The following is a 22,525-nucleotide window of genomic DNA, read 5'->3' on the forward strand; positions in this document are numbered from 1 at the left end:
TATAGAAACAGCATAGTTCTTTATATATGCTGCTCTGTGCAATTGTGACCATGCGATTTTAAACTCTACATAAACCTTTTCAGTTTCATCTGCAATGTCTTTCATTTTTATAAAATGAATATCGAAAATATCACCAAGTTCTTCTAAATATGTTTTATATTCTACACCTATTGTTTGTTCAGGATCGAAACCGATACCAATAGTAATTACATTATTCAGATCCCCATTATGGACTAGAGATCTAAATCCATCTATGCGCCTGTTCCCCATAGCTTCTAAATATATAGGATCACACTGCTCACGGTCTAATATTTGTTGAAGATAAAATAATGCAATTAAAATAGTAGTCTTGCCCGCGCTGTTTGGCCCCAATAGTAATGTTACAGGTGCAAAATCAATTTCCTGCCGCTCTCTAACAGATCTGAAATTTTCAAGTACAAGTTTAGTTAATTTCATAATGAACCTTACATGAAATATTTATTCGATAGGTTTGATGCTAAAAGTTGAAGTTGCATTGCGCTTTTATCATAAATGCTTAGTCCTTTTTTTATTTTTTTATAAATAATCTCATACTCATCTTGTAGATGCTTAGGTGGGATTAATATCTCTATATTCTGCAATTCCTGTGCATTAATATTAGCCATGCCAACAATACTTTTACACATATTCATCAATGTGATTTTGCCATGGATGGAATTAAGATACCCTGAAATATAGTAGTTATTTCCGATAGAATTAGGTCTAACGCGGATTAAATATCCAGCAAATGCCATAGGCCTGTCTTCTTCATACACAGCTGTTTTACCAACAAGTTCCTTACTGTTAGTACGATTGAAAAGAAGATCGCCTTCTTTAACCAAATATTTATCCTTTTCTTTTACACTGAGATCAAGATATTTTAAATCTGTAAAATCCCACCTACCTTGATATGTTATATTACCCATCCGTAATATAGGATATTCACCAGAATCAATAGAGGCTTTTGCTGAAGTTCCATAATTTACTGAATCAACCAAGTCGCGAATCGTTCCTTTCGGGAAACGATGTATGTTGTTTGCAGGAGTTCCAAACATCTCTAGAAACTTAGCCCGCAAAAAATCATCAGCCAGTTTGATGGCTTGTTCGCGTTTTTGGCGTATACCCTCAGCTTTATCGAGAAGATCCACAATTCGTTTCTGCTCTTCAAAAGGTGGTAATTTAATAAATGTATCATAGAGATCGTCTCTATTTAATCCAGGAATACTTGTGGTAATCGTTTTCTTAGTGAGATCAATTCCGCTCAGAATATAAAACAAGTATCGGAGATCTAACTTATTATTATCTTTGATCTCAACGTAATAAGCAGTATCAATGATCCAACCTCCGTCAGGAGCCCAGGTAATAGCACCAACGCTGCCTTTGCGACCAATAATTATCGTGGGATAGCTGCAAAGCGTTTTATCGTGGTTGCCGACAATTCCTGAACTACCAAAAACATGGACACTTCCATTCGATACTCGCTGATCAGCTTTTAATGCTTTTCCGTAGTGAACATTAATAACATCCCCTAACTTCACCATCGCCGAACTCACAGCATACCCTCCAGCTCATCCAGATCCGCCAGAATTTCTTTTTCCAAATCTTTTAAGCGCTTTAGTATCACCTTCGGATCTTCATATTCCTCCGCCTGATACACCACTTCTTTATAACGATTGATAGAGAGATCGTATTTCTGCGCAGCAATATCCGCTTTCGGTACAACAAACGCCGCCTGCGTGCGATCTTTAAAATCAACGCCAGCATCAATCCCTTCCGGGTACTGCTGTTTAAGCAACGAGGCTAACTTCTCACCCATAAAGTTATCAACCGGTAGCCCGCGTAAAGTACGGTAATGCTTCCAGCTTGCCAGCAGATGCGGCAGATCGTTGTCTTTTATCGGGTTGCGCTTATCATCCAGGCTGTAGCCATCATTTTGCAGATCGTAGAACCAGACCTCATCCGTTTGACCGCCTTTGGTAAAGATCAGGATCGCCGTCGCCACGCCAGCGTAAGGTTTAAATACACCAGAAGGCAGATTGATCACCGCTTCCAGTTGGTTATCTTCCACCAGCGTTTTGCGAAGTGACTGGTGCGCCTTGCTGGAGCCAAACAGCACGCCCTGCGGCACGATAGTGGCACTGCGCCCGCCCACTTTCAGCATTTGCAGAATACGCGCCAGGAACAGCAGTTCGGTTTTTTTGGTTTTCACCATTGCCGACAACGTGGAGTCGATATCTTCCTCGTCCAGTGAACCGGTAAAAGGCGGGTTCGCCAGAATCAGATTGAAAGCGTTTTTACTGGCCTGAGGGAAGTTAGTGCTGAAGCTCTGGCTCATGGTGTCCTGATAGTGAATATCCGGCGCTTCCACACCGTGCATAATCAGGTTCATAGCGGCGATACGCAGCATGGTGGTATCAAAATCGTAACCGTGGAACATATTGTTATCTACATGGTTACGCCACGGTGTCAGCAGATCGCCGGTAAAGATTTTTTGCTCTTCCAGTTCGCCACGTTCGTTGGTGCCAATCTCAGTATGGATGGATTCCAGCGAGCTGTACTTCTCCAGAAGATATTCATAGCTGGTTGCCAGAAAACCACCGGTGCCACAGGCGGGATCACAAATCGTCTCGCCGCGGGCCGGGTTCGGCTCCATCATTTCAACCATCGTGCGGATAATGTGGCGCGGCGTGCGGAACTGACCGTTGATTCCGGCAGTGGTCAGCTTGCTTAACAGGTATTCGTAAAGGTCGCCTTTGGTGTCGCCACGATCCAGCGGCAGGTTTTTGATCACCTCAACCGCTTTGGTCAGTAATGACGGCTTAACAATCTCCAGACGAGCATCTTTCATAAAGTTGCCCAGCAGCGTCACCTTCGACGCATCGGCCTGGCCAAGCTGACGAAAATGCTGGAATACGCCATCGCGCACCACTTCCATCATCTCATCCGAGCCAAGATTGCTATAGTGACTGAAACGGAACTCCTGCTGTTCTGGCGCAAAACGCGGTTTAAAATCAATTCCCGCGATTTGTTTACGCTTCTCGTCGCGTTGTTCCTGGGTATCCAGCATCCGGGAATACATCAGATAGGTGATCTGTTCGATTACGGTCAGCGGGTTGGTGATACCACCCACCCAGAAATCTTCCCACAGGCCGTCGATTTTACTTTTTAAGTCACCAGTGATCATTGTTAGCGTTTATATCCTGTTTTAAATACAAAAGCCCCGCTGTCGGGGCTTGTCATGTGCGTATTATACCGTCGCTGCGTCGGTCACAACACCCAGCTCTTCGACTATCTTTTGCAGGCGGGCGATCTGCTCTATATCCGGGAACACACCGGTAACGCCTTCGTTGTGGATATGCGTAAAAGGCTGTTCAAAGAGCTGCCGCATTTCAATGGTGCCGTAATCGCGAATGTGGTTTTTCAGCAATGACAGGAAGCGCAGTTGTTGGCTGGTCAGACTGTTATCAGCGGCGAACTGAGCAAAGCGCACTTCCACCGCGTCGCTGTCCATCCCGATGATGGTACGCAAAAGTTTATCCAGGCTGGCAGTTGCCTGCGGATAGAACTCTTTCAGTGCCCGGATATCAACGTTGGGGTTCTGGATCAGCACCAGCTTCGCCAGCTCATCCAGCTCGTTTTGCGTGACTGGCTCACCGTTGCGGATTTTCTTCAGCACCGGATTTTGCTGGAACAGCGGCTCCAACGCTCCCTGAACCTGCTGGCGATAGAGTTTGAAATCAATCGAGCGGATATTAGTTTTGCGGGTCTCTGTCTGGATCAGGTTCGCATCTTCGGTAATATCTACCTGTATCGAACCAAATTTTGGCGTCGCGTCTTTTTCCATCAGGTGCATGATGCCGCGCAGATGAATGCGGATATCTTCCAGCTCTTCCAGGCTGGCCTGCTTCCACCAGCCTAAATCACGAAGCTGATTGATCCGCGGTCCTTGCTGTTGGACCTGCGCCAAATGCGGCGGCAGGCGCTCCACTTTTTCGACGATGACCGGCCAGAGCACATCCAGCTCTTCCGGGTTGGTATAACGGGCAGTTTGCGCCGCCAGAATATCCATATCAAAGCGCATAGCGTCGCTTTGCCCGCGCACGTCCAGCCACTGCATCAGCGGGGCCAGGACAGATAGCAAATCCTGCTGTGTTTTCGGGGAAAGCTGGCGCAGCACTTTTTCATCGCTGTACTGCGCTTTTTGATGCCACTTTTCCTGGACGGCAATCGACTTTTCATCCAGTGCATTGATTTGCTCGCGTAGCTGGTGAGCAACTAAATCCACCGCCTGTTTGTCGAATTTACGTTGCGCAGCGGCCCCCAGCATAACCCACGCTTCGAAGCGTTTTTGTGCAAGCGATTTTGTCGCTGTGACTTCGGCCTCTTCGGTATGCAGTTCGTGATACTCAAAATTGCCCCAGTGATCGAAAATGCGGAATTTCTGTTTATCCAGAGGTTTGCCGTTATCGTCGTAACCGTACAACCCCGGACAGAGGCGCGTACCACGGCCAATCATCTGCCAGAACTTCACTTTTGATTTGACCGGTTTGGCAAAGACCAGATTCACAATTTCCGGGACATCAATACCGGTATCGAGCATGTCAACGGAGATAGCGATGGTCAGCTCTTTGTTGGTGCTTTCATCCAGCCCTTTAAAATCATCAATCAGTTGCTCGGCGCGGGGATCGTAATTGTCGATGACCTGGCAGAAGCGCCCGGCAAACTGCGGGTACATATCGTCGAATAATTCATTCAACAGCAGCGCGTGTTTGTGGTTACGGGCGAAAATGATGGTTTTACCTGGCAACTGGCCGTCCCGATCTTTCAGGCCATTTTCCATCAGGTTACGCAGGATATAGCGGTTGGTGTCTTTGTTGTAGATCGCCTCATCCAGCGCCTTGCCATCAAACTCCAGCGTATTGGGATCTATGCCTTGTTCTTCCAGCTCGCGGATTTGTGCGTCGCTTAATTTCTCCCGTTTGATGCCTTCGCGCAGGAATTCTGTGGTGTGCGTGACAACCTCATAGGGAACCAGATTGTTATCGGCGATGGCATCTTCCAGGCTGTAGTTGGCGGTAGGAATACGTCCTTCACAACCAAACAGGCCGAAAGTGGTTTTACTCACCATGTCAATCGGCGTGGCCGTCAGGCCAATCTGGAGGGCATCAAAATACTTAAACAGATCGCCGTAAACGTTGTAGATAGAGCGATGGGATTCATCGGCGATGATCAAATCGAAATAACCAACATCGAAATGGTCCATGATTTTCATCATACCAGGATAGGTGGCGATGTAGATCCTAGCATTCTGCCTGTCTGCTTTTTTCGATTTCCCGACCACATACAGCGGCTCATTGGTGAATTGATTAAAGGCATTCGCCGCCTGTTTACGTAGTTCCTTGCGGTCGCAAAGAAACAGGACGCGTTTTACCCAGCGGGCATCAATCATCAGTTTGCTTAGCGCTATTGCCACGCGGGTTTTGCCTGTACCCGTAGCCTGAACAATTAGCGATTGCCGGTATTTGTTGGTAAACCGCTCGCTGACACGGGCAATGGTTTCAAGCTGGTACAAACGTCCGGCAACGGCCTTACCTTCGTTATCTTTTACGTGCGGCACACTGTTCAGCGGAAGACGGGTTTCACGCTGTTGAATAAGATATTGCAGGCTTTCCTTGCTGTAGAAGCCAAACACCCGACGCGGGGGATAACCATGAGTTTTATGGTCATCCCACAGCCAGATATCATAGCCGTTGGTGTAGAAGATGATCGGACGCTGGCCGTATTCTTTTTCCAGCCAGTCTGCATACAGCCGGGCCTGAATTCGTCCTTGCTCGGCATTGACGCTGGTTTTTTTTGCTTCCACCACCGCCAGCGGTTTGTGTGCCTCATCCCACAAGACATAGTCCGCATAACCGTCTCCGGTCGCGGTAGGTTGTTCTTTAACGGGATGTTCCTGCGTAACCTGATCGGTATTTTTAAGGCCTTCGCCTACATTCCAGTCAGCAGCAAGCAGGCGAGAGTCAATCAGGCGACGGCGGGTTTCCGCTTCATCAATAGAGAGAATATCGGCAACATGCTGGTTACGCGCTCTGGCTTCATTCAGGCGTTGAGTGAGGTGTTCGGCCTTTTCCTGTTCTTGCTGTAGTGCGCGTTGCAGCGCCAGTTCGCGCTCACGGCTTTCATCCTGAGCCCTGATTGCATCTTCCAGACGTTTTTCATCTGCACGACCTGAAGATTGTGTTAATGGAGGGAGTGTAAATTTGGGGCAGTCATCAACATTACCGTGGGCGTAGCGAACATACAGCCAAATTCCCAACAAATACGCTTCTTTGAGCAGCCAGTAAGTATCTTTAGCTTTGATACGTCCGCCGTGCGCGGCACGGTTGCCATGGATACGCAGCGCATCCATTTTCATGATGATGGCTTCCGGCATCATGCTGGTAAAGACATCAGCATTCATTAAATCGTAAAGATTAGCCTTAATACCTTCCGGCAACCGCTCCTGACGATACAACCAGCGCACCATCAATTCGGTGTAGTTGCGCAGCTTGACCAGACAGCTTTCCGGATCGGAGTGAACATAGCGTTCCGCCATACACGCGAGTTCAGCCAGTTCCGGCCACTGGCTGCGCAACATTTCAAAATTGAGAGACTGCTCCATCAATCATCGCCTTATGTCGTGGATACAACAGCATTTCTGGAAAGAATATCACACTAATTTGGCCGACGAAGTGAGCCGGAAAGGGCGGAATTACCATTAATTCTCATATTTAAAGTCGATGTTTATTTTGAGTGTTTCAATATTCACAGTGACTTCGCAACCATGCCAGAATGGCTTTTCTTGTGATTTAAAGTTATCCACAAACAAATTTCTTAGTTCCACCAAAAGATCTAAAAGTCTTTCACTGGCATCTGCGGTTTCAGTGATCCAATGTTGATTGCCCTGTTTATCTACATAGTCATAAGTAAACTCACCACAGTCGCTTTCCGGTTCTAACTTTGCACACAGAATGATTTTGACTGCATCACTAGGAGTGATCGATAGCAACACCGAACCAATGTCATTATAAATATCCTGATCAGAACGCATTATTTACCTCCGGGTGCATTGTTAAATACTTTTTCAATCGGGCGACCTCCATCTATCGAATATACTACTTTAAATTTAGCAGGTCTGACACTATCCCCAATATACGATGGCTGAATGTTGACCTTAACCTCTTTTCCTTCACCCAATGCTTTTGCCCAAGTATTTTCCATCTGCTTCCAGGCTCCTTTGTTCAGATTTCCATCCATTGGAACAAGGTTCAATTTTTCACCAGGACCATTAAAAATACTGGCTATTAAATGACCACCCTCATCTCCATCAAGGCCACACTTACCTGCTTTACATTGTTGATAGCCATTTCTATCCTTTACATTAGGACTAAGAGTTGCTTCAACCTGGCTTGGCCTTGCCTGAGCATCAGTTTTATAAATTTTATCACCATCTACATGATAAACTTTATTCGGCTGTGGGTTATTTAGCTCTTTGCTCCAGTTCCCTTTACCACCTGAGTCTAGCATCAGCTTTTCAAGTGACTCCGCACTGATTTTCTGACCTGTCTGTTTTTCAACAGCCATTAGAGCCTTCAACTCTGACAACTCGCTGGCAGACATTTTACCAACCGCCGCTACTGTCAGGCCCGCTGGAAGAGCATCGCCAGCGACCATTTCCGCAACCCAGATACTAACTTCATTTGCACACAGCACAGTATTCGCACCACAGGCACTGACTGCTGCCTGGGCGGCTGCAATTGCTTCCGGAGTCAGAGCAATCACTACCCCACCTGTAGCCCCCCCAACAAGCGCTGCTGCAATCGCTTTGTTTACAGCCTCACCGCGTTTACATTCAGCCCCGCCAGGGTTAGTCGAGCAGGACGCAATATCTTTGCCATGCTCCTGCACGAACTTGGTCTGAGTGTCTTCATTACCACCCAGCAGGTTATTCTCAACAACATTCTTCCCAGCAGCAGCTCCGGTAGCCACACCCGCAGTATTCCCACCTGCAACACCACCCGCCATACCTGCTGAGATACTCGCCAGCGTACTTAGCGTCTGCTTCTGGTCCTCGGTCAGCTTCGACAGGTCTTTCTCATCCGGATATAAAACCTTCGCGATTGCACCTGCGATAAGTTCACCGCTCACCGCACCGACTGAACCTGCTGCGGCATTATTTCCCTGAAGAGCCGCAGTCACACCGCCGAGAATGGCATGAGCAATGGCTTTCGCTGCATCGTTATCATTAATTCCAGCATTGTGCCCTATGAAGTTTGCCAGTTCCGGTGCAGAAGCTCCGGCCAGAGCACCCGCTAAATTCCCCCCAGCCAGTCCCTGAAGCGCGGCTGTCGCGGCCTGGATACCCCGCTGCATATCGCTACCGGTACCATACTTTTCCTGTTCCTTTTTGTATTCCGGCGTATCACGCAGTTTTGCCAGATATGCCTGCCGCTGTTCTTCCGTCGTATCCGCCGGAACAGGCCCATATTTATCCTGCGCAGCCTTCAACGCATTCAGTTCACCCTGCGTCCGCGCGATATCCGCCACCTGACTGCCTATGTCACTGATAAGCCCCACTGTCTGCAGACGCCTCTGCTCTTTCTCCTTGTCAAATATCGGGCTGATACTGTCGTTGGCGTGTTCCGGGTCACGGCTCAGGTTCGCCAGATTCTGCTTCTGATTGTCCCTGTCCCGGATGGTGATAGTGCCTTCTGCCACTGCGGCCTGAGTCGTTCCTTCCGCATGTCCGCTGTGACCTCCGGCGGATATCATGCCACCCGGCATGTTACCCTGAAATTTATCCCCGAAGCTGCCACCACCGCTCAGACTGATTCCACTGTGACTGACTTTATAATCCGCTTCGTTGTGAAGGTCACTGAACCCCAGCGTTCCGGTATCCAGGTGGTTTTTATCCGGTGTGGCAGTGGAGGCAATCACCGCACCATCCAGTTGGGTATGTTTACCCACTGTGATGTCGAAGCCGCCGTCACCGGCAAACATTCCGGTTTGTTCAGCAACGGAGTCAAAGCGGCTCTTCATCTTATCCCGGGAGGCAGCGATGTAACCTGAGCCGGTCATGGAGCCAAAGGTAAAACTGCCGCCGGCAGCCACGCTGGTCTGTTTACTGTCGTACTTACTGGTGTCCTGCTGGCTGCTTATCAGCAGGTCGTGGCCCACATCGGCGATAATCCTGTTGCCGTTGACCTGAGCACCGTTCAGTACCGTATCCCGACCACTGTTGATGGTGACGGTTTTACCGCTGTCTATTGTGGTTTCAGTCCACTCAGTACCGTTACCTTTCTCGCTGCCTTTTGCCGCATTAACGCTGGCAAAGACACTGATACCGGCACCGTTACCACCGGCACCGATACTGACACCCACGCCACCGCCACTGCTGCTGTTCCTGCCCGTTGTTTTTTGTGTGTTTGCCGCGCCACTCAACAGAACATCATTCGCAGCATCCAGGTTTGTGTTACCACCGGCCTTAAGCTGGCTTCCGGCAATCACAATATCTCCGCGGTTATCGCCCCTGTTTTTACCGGTTGCGACAACAGACAGATTATTCCCGGCATTCAGCGTACTGCCGGATACTGTGTCACTTTCAGAATGTTGTTGTGATTTCGATTTCTGGGTGGTGAGCGACAGGCTGACTCCCATCGCATTCGGGTCACCGGTTGCGGAGGCCATTGCCGCAGCCTGTCCGGCCTGCACACCAGACAGCGCTGTCTTTGTAGCCTGCAGGGTTTTCAGACGGCTGTCACTGCTCTCCTTCGTCTCCTGTGCACTGGTGACCGCATTATTGATGGCACTGCCCACTGTGCCGGAAAGGGCAACCGTCAGCCCGCTTTTCTTCTGCTCAAATTTTTCGTCCACAGTACGACGGTCATGCCCCGGGTCAACCACCACACTGTCACCGGTAATGCTGATATCCCGGTTCGCAATCACATCCGAACCGCTGATATGAGCCTGTTTGCCCGCGGTAATACTGACATTACCGGCAGTGGAGCCGATGGTACTGGCACTCTGACTCTGCGTTGTCCCGGCCTCGCGGCGGTCGTGCGTTGTCTTACTGCTGCCAATGGTGAAGCCAATACCGCCGGTACCCATCAGACCGGATTTCTTCGTTTCCTTAAAGCGCCAGGACGTATCTGTACTGGTGGCAGCAAGAACATCAACATGGTTACCCGCCGCCAGTGACACATCCCGGTCAGCCACCACATCCGAACCCTCTACCGTCAGGTTATCACCGGCGTTAACGGTCACGCGGTTCCCCGACAGCAGGGAGCCTGCTTCACGGGAGGCACTGTTCTCACTGATGGTGTGGGTGGTTTTCTTACTGAGAAAACCTCCGCTTTTTTTCTTCGTTTCCAGATAGTGATAGTCACTTTCTGTCGCCGTGGTCAGGGCGACATCACGACCGGCATTCACACTGATATTGCCGGTTGCGGTAACGGATGACGCAACAGCGGTGATATCCCGTCCTGCAGTAATGGTGGTGTCACCACCGCTGGCGATTTCCGTTCCCTGCTGGCGAACGGTTTCATCAATGACCGTTTTCTTTTTCGAGTATGAACTGCTGCCGGTCACGGACTCTTCCGCCAGCAGATTAACGTCGCGCCCGGCCCGGACAGTGATGTTGTCTTCCGCTGCGATACCTGCACCCTGACTGCTCACATCCCGGCCTGCACTCAGCATCACACTGTCGCCGGCAGTAATGGTCGTAAGTTCTGCACTGCGCTGGTGAGATTCACTGTTTGCATGGCGACTGCTGCTTACCCTGTCAATGGCATTCAGACTGAGATCATTGCCGGCAATAAGTGCTGCGCGACCTCCGGCGCTGATTTCTGCCCCTGTGACCGAAATGTTTTTATCTGCCCGGATGTCCAGACTATCCATGGCACTGACAGAGGCAATGCTTCCCGTATAAGTGTGTTTCAGGGCGAGGCTGTCTTCCGGTGCATCAAGCTGCCAGTGTGAGTACCGGGTGAGATTATTGACATTGCCGGCGAGACTCTCCAGCCGGACAGTCTTACCGGTAATCGTGGCACTGATATTGTTGATATCGCCCATCGCTTTCAGTCCGAGAGCGCCACCGGCATTTATAAGCCCGGACTCAAGGTTACCCAGACTGTCAGCGCTGTCGATGGTGAGATCATTCTGCGCCATCAGGGTACTGCCACTGTTAGTGACATTCCCTCCTGCCAGGTGCACATTCTGACCGCTGATAATACTGCCGTTCTGCAGCGTCACATCTTTCGGTGACAGATACACTTCCGGCACCATCACCGTCTGACCATTTATCGTGACGGCTTTATACCACAGAATACTTCGGTCGAGAGCCGCCACCTGGTCTGCTGTCAGTGCCACACCAAACTTCAGACCGAGCGCCTTCTGTGCACGGGCAGCGTTATCCATCAGGTAGCGCATCTGGTCGGTGTCTGAACCAACCCCGTTGATATAGCGCCCCCCGATCTGGTTCAGCATATAGTTCGATACATAGCGGGTATCAAAAGCGGCATCCCCCAGGAAGCGATAATCTTTTTCCGGTTTCAGCCCGAGCCGGTCAAGAAAATACGATGAACCCAGGAATTGTTTTTCATCAGTATACGCCGGGTCTGTTTCACGTGGTGCCTGCCCGGGGTGCATCCTGAGCAGGTCATACAGTCCGGCAAACAGACTGCTGTCCACCTTTCCGAGACCATCCAGTTTCGGATTCACCGTAATCAGATACGGACTGTCAGGGTCTGCTGACGGGACAAAATAACCATTGTTACCGGAAGGCAGGGGATAGTTCCCCTCCACGATGCCGGAAGCCAGGTCCGTACCACTGCCGATCGTCAGACGGGTAATGGTGTCAGTCCAGTCCGGGGCTGTGACGGTCAGCGCCTCTGTACCATCCGGCGCCAGTTGAGCCATTCCCGGACTGATATTTTTCTCTGCCGGCGTGTTAATTTCAGGTGCCGCAAGGGTATTTGTGATCCGTCCTGCATTTGAGGTGGTGGATGTATTACTGATATCACTGGAAAAAACGGCAGTGACATTTTTGCCTGCCTGAATCACGGCTCTCAGAGCCTGACCGATGTCTCTGGTGACATATTCCGGGGCTCCGGAGAGAGTAAAGGTAACGCGATCATCGGCAGAAGCATCTCCATACTGCAGATGCCCGTCGTTGGGGATCATGGCCAGTTTGCCGTAATAGCGATACACATTGTATTCATCCTGTGTATAGCCAAAGAAGGACTGATTGTTCAGTTGTGAACCCGACAGGCTGACAAACTCGCTGGCAAGAAGATGACTCCCCGTATTATCCAGTTTGTCCGCGTCAATCAGCAGATTATTACCGGCCGAAATTCTGGCAGTCCCTCCTGTTGCAACAACATCGACGCGTGTTGTGCCAGTCAGAAATTTCCGTGTGGCACCCTTTTCAGTCGGAACGGCCCATGCGTCAAAACCACCACCGGCAGTACCGCTCCAGGACTTCACATAATATCCCCATCCATCTTCACCTAAATCGCCCACTCTGACTGAAACAGAATTTGCACCATCAGGTACTGCGACATTCTCAACCGGAATGTATGATTTTGTCTCATTTATACCCTCCCGCTGATTCAGTAAATGTCCGGTTCTGATGGTGATATCACCGCGGGTGGTTTCGATATTCCCGGAGGTATTAATCACTTCAGCATTCGCGGCACCACTGACATCTTTCTGCATCACCAGGCTGTCACCCGCCAGCATATCGCCGTGATGGTTCCGGATGGTGCTGGCAAACAGCGAGAGGTTATTGCCCGCATACAACAGTGCGGTGTTAATGACTGCCCCGGCGGCCGTTAACACCAGACTACCCGTCGTGCCGGTAAAACCGTCGAGAGTGATATCCCCCCGGCTGGTCAGGCTGACGTCCCCGCCTGCCTGCAGGCTGCCGCTGGCATTCATCGCAATCCCGCTGCCGCTCAGTGCCGTGGTGCCGTTGCCGGCGGTCAGCTGACCATTGTTGGTCAGCCTGCCTACAGCATTCAGCGTGATACCGTTGCCCTGCAATGTGGCGCCATTGGTAATATCACCCTGGCTGCTGACGGAGAGTTGTTTATTCGCGGCGATAACGCCCTGTGCGGTCAAACCACGTGTGAGCTTCAGCGTCAGGTTACCGAGTGCAACCAGCTGGCCCGCGCCGCTGAGCGAGACCATATCAGCAAGCATATCACCGCCGCTGAATACCTTCCCGCCGGCGTTGTTCAGGCTGTTCCCTTTTATTGTCAGGCCCTGATTACCCAGCAGCGTGCCGCTGTTGGTGATGGTCTGCGTGTTGACGTTCAGTTGTGCGGCCTGGAACAGGCCACGGTTGGTCAGACTGTTACCTGTGAGCGTTGCCTGATTCGCCGCCATCACAGTGCCATTACCGGCAAGCTTCGCCACGTTCAGCAGCAGGTCAGTGGCCTGTAGCCAGCCACTGCCACTGTAGTCCGGCGTGGTGAACGTCAGCTCACCGCCGGAAAGAATCTTGCCACTGTTGTGGGCCTGCGTTGCCGCGCTGAGCGTGGTTTTACCGTTGCCCTGAATGGTGCCGTCATTGGTCAGCACGGGTGCGGAAAGCGCTGATACGTTCTGGCTGAGAAGCACACCGCTGGCCTGGTTGGTCAGGGCATTCAGCAATGTAAGAGTCAGCCCGCTGTCGCCCTGCACGCGACCTGAGTTGGTCAGCGAACTGGCGGTGATTCGGTTATCCGCCCCCTGAAGCTGCCCACTATTGCTGATGTCTCTGGCGTTGACGTTTAATGCACCGTCCGTCAGCATTTTACCGTGCTGTTGCAGATTACCACTGAGTGTCACGTTCAGGTCGTTAACCCCACTGATTTCGCCACCGTTGCTGAGCGAATCGCCATTCACTTCCAGCGTCTTCGCGCTGATTAATCCCTGGTTAGCCAGCACTTTCCCGGTCAGGCGGGCATCGCCTAGGGCGGTAATTTTGCTGCCGGTGGCAGCAATAACATCGCCACTCAGGGTCAGAGCCAAATCCAGCGCACTCTGAACAGCACCGCTGCTGGTCAGGCTGCTGGCATCCAGAGTGATGTTCTGCCCCTGAATCCGGCCGCTGTTGGTCACATCTCCTGCGCTCAGCGCCAGCGAGTTCTGGCTCAGCAGCGCGCCACTGTTGGTAAGCCCGTCCGCGCTGTGCAGGGTCAGACCGCTCAGACCCGTGACCGTACCGCTGTTGTCAGTGCTTCTGTGGTGAAGCGTGACATGGTTACCCTGGACAGTGCCGCTGTTATCCAGTGAATTTCCATCAAGGGAGAGCGTGCCGGCCGAAAGCAGACTGCCCCGGTTGTCCGTGGTGGCTGCGTTCAGCGTGGTGTCACCCTGGCTCATGATATCGCCGGTACTGGTCAACTGACCGGTTGCCGAAGCAGTAAGGTTACCGGTTGCCAGCACGGAACCACTGTTCGCCCATCTGTCCGCCTGCACGGTGATATTCTGTCCCTGCGTGGTCCCTGCGGTATTCAGTGTTTTGCCCCGGAGGGAGAGGTCGTCCGCCGTCAGCCAGCGCCCGTTACGGCCCTGTGAGAGGGTGTCGCCAGCAAGCGCCAGTGCACCGGCGCCCTGCAACAGGCCGTCACCATCCAGCGTGGTCGCCCTGACGTTCAGCGTGTCAGCGATGATTTTTCCCGGATTGCTGAGGGAGGCAGTGTTTAACGTTAAACCGTTATCACCGGTGATAAGCCCGCTGTTGCGGATGTCCGGTATATCCAGCGTCAGGTCTGCAGCACTGTACAGCGTGCCGTTCTGCTGATTATCAAGCCTCTGTGTGTTAACGGTGAGTGAGGCCTCCCCCTGCAACAGACCGCTGTTGGTCAGAGTCTGTGACTGTGTATTCAGGGCGGAAGCGACAAGCACACCGCTGCTGGTCAGTTCCGGCGCACTGAGGCTGAGCGACGGGGCGCTGCTTTTCCCGCTGTGGGTGAGCTTTTCACTGGCGTTCAGGGTGAGGATGTCTCTGGCAGCCTGTGTTCCGTCAAGCTGTGCGTTCTGCACATCCACGCTGACACTGTTGCCCTGCGTCTGCGCAGTGGTCGTGGTCTTCAGACTGTTGCCTTTTACAGACACCGTGCCACCCGCACTGGTTTCACCCGCCAGTGTGGAAGACGCGCTGTTCAGCATGAGGTTACCGTCACTGTTTGTGACCGATTTTTCCGCGGTGGTCAGTGCGTCTGCAGAAGCCACAAGTTCCTTTGCCCCGGAGAGGGTACCGCTGTTGTTTATCTGCGTGGCACTGAGCGTCAGCACGTCATCGCTGACGAGTCTGCCGCGGTTTTCAAGTGTACCGCTGACGGTAACGCGGGCGCTGTCTTTTGCTCCGGCATCACCGGACAGTGTGGCATTGCGGGCACTGATATCGAGTGTGCTGCCACTTTTAATACTGCCGGTGCTGGTCAGGTCAGTGGCGGTGACTTTCAGGCCGTTCCCCTGGACGGCACCGGTATTACTGAATGTCCCGGTTTTCACCGTGGCATCGCGCCCGGCAACCAGTGTCCCGCCGTTGTTCAGGCTGCCGGAACTGACGGTGAGTATTTTCCCGGCAACGCTGCGGCCTTTCAGTGTGGTATCACCCGTGGTGGTAAGGGTGACATTTTCAGCTGCATTCACGGCCCCGGAAGTCTGGTTCAGGTGCTGTGCACTGAGCATGGCGTTCTGTCCGGCAGTCAGTTCACCACCGTTCTGTACAATCTGCCCGGATGAAGACAGCACCAGATTTTTATCCGTCACCAGACGGGACTGATTCAGTGTCAGTCCCGTTGTCCCGGTAACGCTGAGATTTCCTCCGGCTTTGTTATCCCCTGAAAGTGAGACATCCGCTCCGGTTACGGTGGTATTGCCGCCGGCAAGGCTGTTCTTCAGGACCAGTTTTCCGGAACTGCTCAGTATGATATCGCCCTCACGGGCATAAAGGTTACCAAGATTAACCCCGACACCACTTTCAGTGGAGGTCAGATGAATACGCCTGGCGTACATTCCACCGAGCGCGCCGGTATCAACGGCAACTTTCGGCACATCACCTTCGCCCTTCAGTGCACTGACACGACCATCTGCAGTTATCCGGTTAGCGCCTGCAGTGACAGTTAAATCCTTCGCATGAAGCGCGGCATTCACTTCCGTTGCACGGGCAATAATGGATACGGCATCGCTCCGGGTGCCGTCCAGGCCCGCGCCATTGATGGTGATACTGCCTTCAGTCACCTCCAGCGCCTGCAGGCTGCCGTCGGCATTCATCACAGGTCTGCCCGTGGTGAGCGTCGCGTGCGGCGTGTTGATAAAACCACAGCCGTCACAGGTGATACCATACGGGTTGGCAACAATCACATTCGCCGCTTTGCCGGCCACTTCCGTATAGCCCTGCAGCAGTGAACGGTTACCGCCGGTCACTTCGTTGATGATACCCTTCGCTTCCCCGCCCGCTTTCAGGTTCGGGTTATTCTGTATCAGTCCACCAAGCTGCGTCGGATTAAGCTTACCGGTGGCATTATTGAGAATCAGCCCTTCCTTCCCGACGTTGTAATCCGTAAACCGGTTATGCGAAATCCCGGCCCCGTCCGGCGTGGCAATGTTCACGACCGGCACACCATTTGCCGCTTTATCCATTCCGGCCCCGTTTTGTGGGGTGATGACGGCCCCCACAGCCGGTAACAACGGCTGCCCGGCGATAATCGCACTGACCAGGTAACTCAGCAGGCGGTAAGTGAAGTGAACGGGAGGCTGATTCATGGTAATAATCCCTTAAAACGCGACAGCAACGCGCCAGTAAACCGTGAGATGGTCAGGGGCAAGCCAGTCCGGGTAAACCAGAGGCAGCCCGGCAGTGAACGAACCGGAAACATAGTCACTGGTGGTGCTGAGCCCGGCAGCACCACCCCACAGCGTGCCGGACGAGTACGGGTCATCTCTGTCAGAGTGCAGCCAGCCGCCGTCCAGTGCAGCCACTGCACGGACAGTTCCCACATATGGCAGGGAGAACAGAGACCAGGACAGCTCATTTCGCAGATAACCGCCGTTATTACCGGAGATATACTGCTCCTTAAAGCCACGCACTGAACTCTCACCCCCGAGGCTCAGTTGTTCCACACCATGAAGACGGTCCGGTGACCACTGGGCATAAGCGCTGGTCAGCCACCACACCCTGTCCGTGACGGGGCGCTGAAAACTGGCACTCACCGACCATTTCCGGAACTGATTTACGGGCAGGTCTCCCCTTTTCCCGTGGTCGCTTTCTGCGCCGAACCAGGGCATCCCCCGTGTGAATACCGGATTCAGTGTTCCGACACCCCCCAGAAACTTGTGTGTGTGATTCAACCCGACAGAAAATGAAGTGAGTTTACGGCTGCTGCCCTGAAGCAGAACATCATCCAGATAATTGTGAATAATGCGGTGCTGCAGACCTCCGGTCAGTGCTGTCTTCATGTCCCCGTTACGGAACAGGACATGCGACAGTCCCAGCCGGTGAGTCTGCAGGTCTCCCGTGGAACGCCACCGCCAGCCCCGGTTATCAATGGTGCTGAGGTAGTCACTCCATGAATACGTGTAATCCACCAGGGTATAGCCATACGGCAGACTGACACCGGCGGCAAAATTCCTCGCATCATGTGACACCGAAAAGTCACTGCTCCGTCCCCCGCTGACAAACCAGTTGTCAGCCAGCCCCAGAGGATTATTAAAGGAAAGGACACCATTTAACTGCCCCGTACCGGTATTCTTCTGTCCGCTGTTGTCGATGCCCACGCTCCCTGTGACAGGCCATTCCGGCGATGCCGTCAGTGTCACCACCGACCATCCCTCACGGTCACCGGGCGATATTTCAATCTGTACCGGCTCCGTACGCAGACGATTAATCTGCTCCATCCCCTGCTCAATATCCCGCAGGTTCAGAACCTTCCCCTCCATTCCCGGGAAAACCATCTTCAGGGTGCGGGCAGGAAGGTCAGCGCCTTCCGCCCGGATTTGCTGCAGCCTGCCTTCCATGACCGTTATGTGCAGTATGCCCCCTGAAAGGTCCTGCTCTGTCAGAAAGGCCCGGCTGGTGATATATCCCCGGCGTATATAGCCGTCCGTCACGGCATCCGTGACCGCGGTCAGCCCCGTGATATTCAGACACTGATTCACCCACGGTGCCACCAGTCTGTCGGTTTCTGCAGACGTCAGTCGGGTGGCCCCACTGACAACAATGCGTGACACCGTAAAGCAGGGGCCTTCAGTACCGGCAGACGTTTCCGGAGACGGCGTGATGGTCAGCGGCGCACTGCGCTCCAGCGCATCACGCTGACGCTGGTTTTCATCCAGCAACTGCTGCTGTTGCTGCTGAATTGCACTGCGGTCACCCGGAGACAGCATGGTTGCCGGAGACGAAGGAGACGAAAACGAAAGAATACAAAGGCAGGGGAGGAGGGAAAAATAGCGTGCCACCGGAGAGAAAGTGCGGAGCCTGAATGCGCACTGACCGGAAACCATACCAGGCAACAAATTTCTGTTCGCCAGTAAGTTATCCTGCCGGTGCTGCATATTCTCCTCGTGGGGTATCCAGTGTAAATTAACGTAAGCGGAATGTCAGTGCTGAAATTTACACCAGATAAAAAACATACAGAAACAATCCTGTTATGTAAAATCCGGGGAAAATATCAGAAATGTGATCGGAGTTGTATTTTTCGGAGGGGAAATGGAAAACAAACATCCGTATGGTAAAAAGGATGCTTCCTGCGGAGTAACAATCCGGGACACAACGCAAGTTCCAGTTCAGGTGTTGTGAATTTGAGTAAAAATAATCGTAACTCTCCGGAGAACCGGAGCTTTCCCGAAGCGGCGTATTCTTATAAATGGAAATCCCTGCAGGTAATCACTCTGCCCGATAGCAGCATAATTTGCCTGTTAATCCTCATCCCCGGAGGCAAGCTCTGAAAACCACTCAGGGTGTTCACTGTATGCCACATTCAGCGCATCCCAGGAGACGTCCACATAAAAACTGTCCCGCAATTTGCGGGTAACCACCTCTGCCAGTCGGTTCCGGTTATCCGCCTGTCCGGCATAACCTCTCTCTGCCAGCCACTCATTCAGTTCATGTCCCAGAGACAGATTGATAAAATCGTAATCGGACCTTGCCATTCCCGTTTCCTTTGCACATTTTTTCAGACACGGGAATAAAGTATAAAAAGCGGCACTCTGCCCCTGTCAAGGTGAAATCTGCCCTTCATCGCAATGTCAGAGATGGTATGCCGGTATTTTGCGGGTTGTTCCCGTCAGGTTATCGCTCGCTTCCACGGACGTTGTCACCACCGGCATTCCGCTCTTTCTCAGTCTCAGGATATCAGCCGCAATGCGCTGACTACCAGACCAGAACAGCCCGTCCAGTGCAGTCACCAGTAAACCGGCTTCCAGCGCATACTTCAGCCGTTCACGGGGCACTTTCACTTCCCGGGCAATCTGCTGATATGGCGATGATGTATTTTCATTCCCAACCATCCGGCGAATACGATGAGACAGATGATACCGGAATGTATCCGGTACACCAGAAAGACTGGCCTTCAGGCTGTACACGCAGCCAAACCGTTTATCGTTGAACACCACATTTTTCTGGCTGAGGCCCCATTCTTCCCGAAGCGCGGCAATCAGTTGTGGTGTACGAGTAAGCAACAAGCGAAAAGGCAGTTCAAAACTGGTGACGTAATCCACATTCAGCAGGGCAATACGCAGCCGTTCTTCTGGTCCGGCCTCTGTCAGCCGACACTCCTCCAGAACATCCTGCCACTGCCGGCGAAGGCGTGGAGATTCATTCCGTTCGGTAAAAGAGTATTTATCCGCCAGATAGTCAATTCGTGTACGCATACTGAAGAGCATTCCGTATAAAGATTCAGCTGGCAAAACTTTATCAGTCCATAAAAATCAACGGAAGCGCAGATGGTTCACACGTCCATTACCAACTGATTGTTGTCACAACCGGTAACACAAAGTACTGAACGACTGTTTTTAACAGCGGTGTTGCGTCATCCACCACCGTGAAACAACGCTGTGCAGGGAATCGTCCGCATCCCCATAACGGTCAAACATCGTGGCGTTGACAGAATGACCGACGAAAAGCCAGAAAGCGCTGATTCACTGAGCTGTAATCAATGTACAGCGCTGTACCGGACGATGGGTAATGGCGGTCACAACCGGTAACCCCAGAGACAATGCGACTGTTTTTAACGCAACATACTGACCGGATGTATCACCCCGGGCAACCCGAAAACACCTTTCCACCCGGCATTGTCCGCCAGCACTTATCACCTGCCAGCTATGTTGCAGTAAATCCACCACTTGCGAACATTGTTCATCAACTGTGACACAGGCTCGCGGGTGACAAATACTCGTCTGGCTGAGCAGCAACAGGCATCGAATTGTTGCTCCTCCATGTTGTTCCCGCAACCAGCGTAATACCACCGACGATGATGGACTGGCAGTGTGATTGCTCTCAGTAATACGTTCATGCAGTTGTCGATAAAAGGAAGTACAGAATGCATGAATCTGTTGCCCGTTGATATTTCCTTCTGCCGAATGGAGTGTGAAGTAAAATGCCAGCAAATGCGGCCAGTGGTCCACCGCCTGCTGAACAAAACGCCGGATGTCTCCCGGCTCTGAAATTAAGGCTTCGGTTATTTGCACGAAATGTTCCTTTTCAAACCCTGTTGGATTTTGTCAAGACGGTACAGACACAGTAAAGCGCGCATCAACACCTGAAAGGTACGATACAAACACAAGTTACAAACAATAAGAACGGAAGGACAATTAATCAGTGAGGAATAATAACTAAATTAACCAAAAGAATGTTACTGACAATACCACCAATACTTAAATAGCAATATATTAATTAATGTAAGAACAGATGCCCGGTAAGACATATACACAATACATCCACAAACACACTCTTTTCATTAAATCAATCACCTGATTAAACCATGAAAGTGTGATGTAAGTCAAAATTACTGATACTATCAATTGATAATGATTATCTCTATCATTATCGTGAAATTCGAGAATGAAAGGAGAAGTAGTCATTATAAGCCTTTTATAAATCGTCATCATCATAGTAAAGTAGAACACTTTTTATATGAGTTACTATATGAAAATATACTGGACAAGAAAACGTATTCCTGAACTTTCAGCACTTCCACCTTCATTAAGAAAGAAAAATTTTACTGACGCATATAATGCAGCATCTTCTCATATCGAATACTGGATAGGTGCTGGCGTCTCATTTATCTCGATGATGATTTTATCCAGAGTATATGACTTTCTTTTACCCGCCCAAGATACTTTCCCGGGTGATATCATCAGAAGTTTATGTGTTGTGTGTCCATCCATATTAATCTGGTTTCAGTTTTCGGTATATGTCATGAGGAAATATTACAGACATATTCTGGTGCGAGGAAAAGAAACCGAAACCATTTCAGAAAGGTTGATACGTGAGGCTGATACACGAGAATATGAACTATGGCGTCCGGTCCGTCGCTTTTTCTCCATTGTTTTCCTCATTGTTCTATTAGGTTGCATTCATTCACTGATAACAACTATAAAATAAAAGTTATGGCTGTTCTGATACAGGAAAATAAACGTTCATTCTATGGTTACCTCTTCCTGTTATATAGAAGAATTTTAAACGACAAGTAAGGGAATATAAATGAAAATAACAAAAAATAAAAATGCAACTATAAAAAACAGTCATCAGTCGGCTGCTTTTCAATGTTTACCTTATCATTTTCTGGTAATGCTGCCAACTTACTGATTTAGTGTATGATGGTGATTTTAAGGTGCTTGCGTGGCTTCCATTTCCATCAGATGTCCTTCCTGCTCCGCTACTGAAGGCGTGGTGCGTAACGGCAAAAGCACTGCCGGACATCAGCGCTATCTCTGCTCTCCTTGCCGTAAAACATGGCAACTACAGTTCACTTACACCGCCTCTCAGCCCGGTAAGCACCAGAAAATCATTGATATGGCCATGAATGGCGTCGGATGTCGCGCCAGTGCACGCATTATGGGCGTTGGCCTCAACACGGTTTTACGTCACTTAAAAAACTCAGGCCGCAGTCGGTAACCTCGCGCATACAACCGGGCAGTGATGTGATTGTCTGCGCTGAAATGGACGAACAGTGGGGCTACGTCGGTGCTAAATCACGTCAGCGCTGGCTGTTTTACGCGTATGACAGGATACGGAGGACGGTTGTGGCGCACGTCTTCGGTGAACGCACTCTGGCCACACTGGAGCGTCTTCTGAGCCTGCTGTCGGCCTTTGAGGTCGTGGTATGGATGATGGATGGCTGGCCGCTGTATGAATCACGCCTGAAGGGAAAGCTGCACGTTATCAGCAAGCGTTACACTCAGCGCATTGAGCGACATAATCTGAATCTGAGACAACATCTGGCAAGGCTGGGACGGAAGTTACTGTCGTTCTCAA

The 22,525-nt window shown here is 51.1% G+C and carries 12 protein-coding genes and 1 pseudogene; 3 read left to right on the forward strand and 10 right to left on the reverse strand.

Annotated elements, in window-relative coordinates; all coding sequences use genetic code 11:
- From HEN33_RS21190 to HEN33_RS21235, 10 genes are all read right to left on the reverse strand, one after another.
- A partial coding sequence (locus HEN33_RS21190) for an AAA family ATPase (RefSeq protein WP_183083464.1) occupies window positions 1-456 on the reverse strand: 456 nt, incomplete at its 3' end.
- An 8-nt stretch (window positions 457-464) separates the two neighbouring features.
- Window positions 465-1,559 (reverse strand): restriction endonuclease subunit S, encoded by a 1,095-nt coding sequence (locus tag HEN33_RS21195; protein WP_021527169.1) that lies wholly within the window; start codon window positions 1,557-1,559, stop codon window positions 465-467.
- Between the two features lie 8 nt (window positions 1,560-1,567).
- Complete coding sequence (locus HEN33_RS21200) at window positions 1,568-3,202, reverse strand: type I restriction-modification system subunit M (protein ID WP_021527170.1); 1,635 nt, start codon at window positions 3,200-3,202, stop codon at window positions 1,568-1,570.
- 63 nt (window positions 3,203-3,265) lie between these two features.
- Window positions 3,266-6,679: a DEAD/DEAH box helicase family protein gene (locus HEN33_RS21205; protein WP_021527171.1), complete on the reverse strand. Its 3,414-nt coding sequence runs from the start codon at window positions 6,677-6,679 to the stop codon at window positions 3,266-3,268.
- A 96-nt stretch (window positions 6,680-6,775) separates the two neighbouring features.
- Window positions 6,776-7,108 (reverse strand): immunity protein YezG family protein, encoded by a 333-nt coding sequence (locus HEN33_RS21210; protein WP_001255836.1) that lies wholly within the window; start codon window positions 7,106-7,108, stop codon window positions 6,776-6,778.
- A complete protein-coding gene (gene cdiA / locus HEN33_RS21215; RefSeq protein ID WP_097403535.1) occupies window positions 7,108-16,815 on the reverse strand; it encodes a contact-dependent inhibition toxin CdiA in 9,708 nt (3,235 codons plus the stop codon). Before cdiA ends, HEN33_RS21210 begins: the two co-directional genes overlap by 1 nt.
- A 12-nt stretch (window positions 16,816-16,827) precedes the next feature.
- The gene (locus HEN33_RS21220; RefSeq protein ID WP_052870111.1) at window positions 16,828-18,603 is read right to left on the reverse strand and encodes a ShlB/FhaC/HecB family hemolysin secretion/activation protein; all 1,776 of its coding nucleotides are present in this window, start codon (window positions 18,601-18,603) and stop codon (window positions 16,828-16,830) included.
- 363 nt (window positions 18,604-18,966) lie between these two features.
- Window positions 18,967-19,200 carry a hypothetical protein gene (locus HEN33_RS21225; RefSeq protein ID WP_021527148.1) on the reverse strand — a complete coding sequence of 78 codons (234 nt, stop codon included), beginning with the start codon at window positions 19,198-19,200 and terminating at the stop codon, window positions 18,967-18,969.
- A gap of 96 nt (window positions 19,201-19,296) precedes the next feature.
- The gene (locus HEN33_RS21230) at window positions 19,297-19,920 is read right to left on the reverse strand and encodes a hypothetical protein (RefSeq protein ID WP_001260397.1); all 624 of its coding nucleotides are present in this window, start codon (window positions 19,918-19,920) and stop codon (window positions 19,297-19,299) included.
- A 267-nt stretch (window positions 19,921-20,187) separates the two neighbouring features.
- A complete protein-coding gene (locus tag HEN33_RS21235) occupies window positions 20,188-20,736 on the reverse strand; it encodes a hypothetical protein (protein WP_021527185.1) in 549 nt (182 codons plus the stop codon).
- Between the two features lie 457 nt (window positions 20,737-21,193).
- Here HEN33_RS21235 and HEN33_RS21240 point away from each other — a divergent pair, with 457 nt between their 5' ends.
- From HEN33_RS21240 to HEN33_RS21245, 3 genes and pseudogenes are all read left to right on the forward strand, one after another.
- The gene (locus HEN33_RS21240; protein WP_001301456.1) at window positions 21,194-21,652 is read left to right on the forward strand and encodes a hypothetical protein; all 459 of its coding nucleotides are present in this window, start codon (window positions 21,194-21,196) and stop codon (window positions 21,650-21,652) included.
- A gap of 99 nt (window positions 21,653-21,751) precedes the next feature.
- Window positions 21,752-21,834 (forward strand): annotated as a pseudogene (locus HEN33_RS27145) (CPBP family intramembrane glutamic endopeptidase); the annotation flags it as partial.
- 55 nt (window positions 21,835-21,889) lie between these two features.
- A protein-coding gene (locus HEN33_RS21245; protein WP_342367206.1) for an IS1-like element IS1F family transposase occupies window positions 21,890-22,525 on the forward strand; the annotation gives its coding sequence in 2 pieces (ribosomal slippage) (window positions 21,890-22,139 and window positions 22,139-22,525; 637 coding nt annotated over the 2 pieces). This gene is flagged as partial in the annotation.

The sequence above is a fragment of the Escherichia sp. 94.0001 genome, assembly GCF_013369155.2.
In the GTDB taxonomy this organism is placed as follows: domain Bacteria; phylum Pseudomonadota; class Gammaproteobacteria; order Enterobacterales; family Enterobacteriaceae; genus Escherichia; species Escherichia coli_F.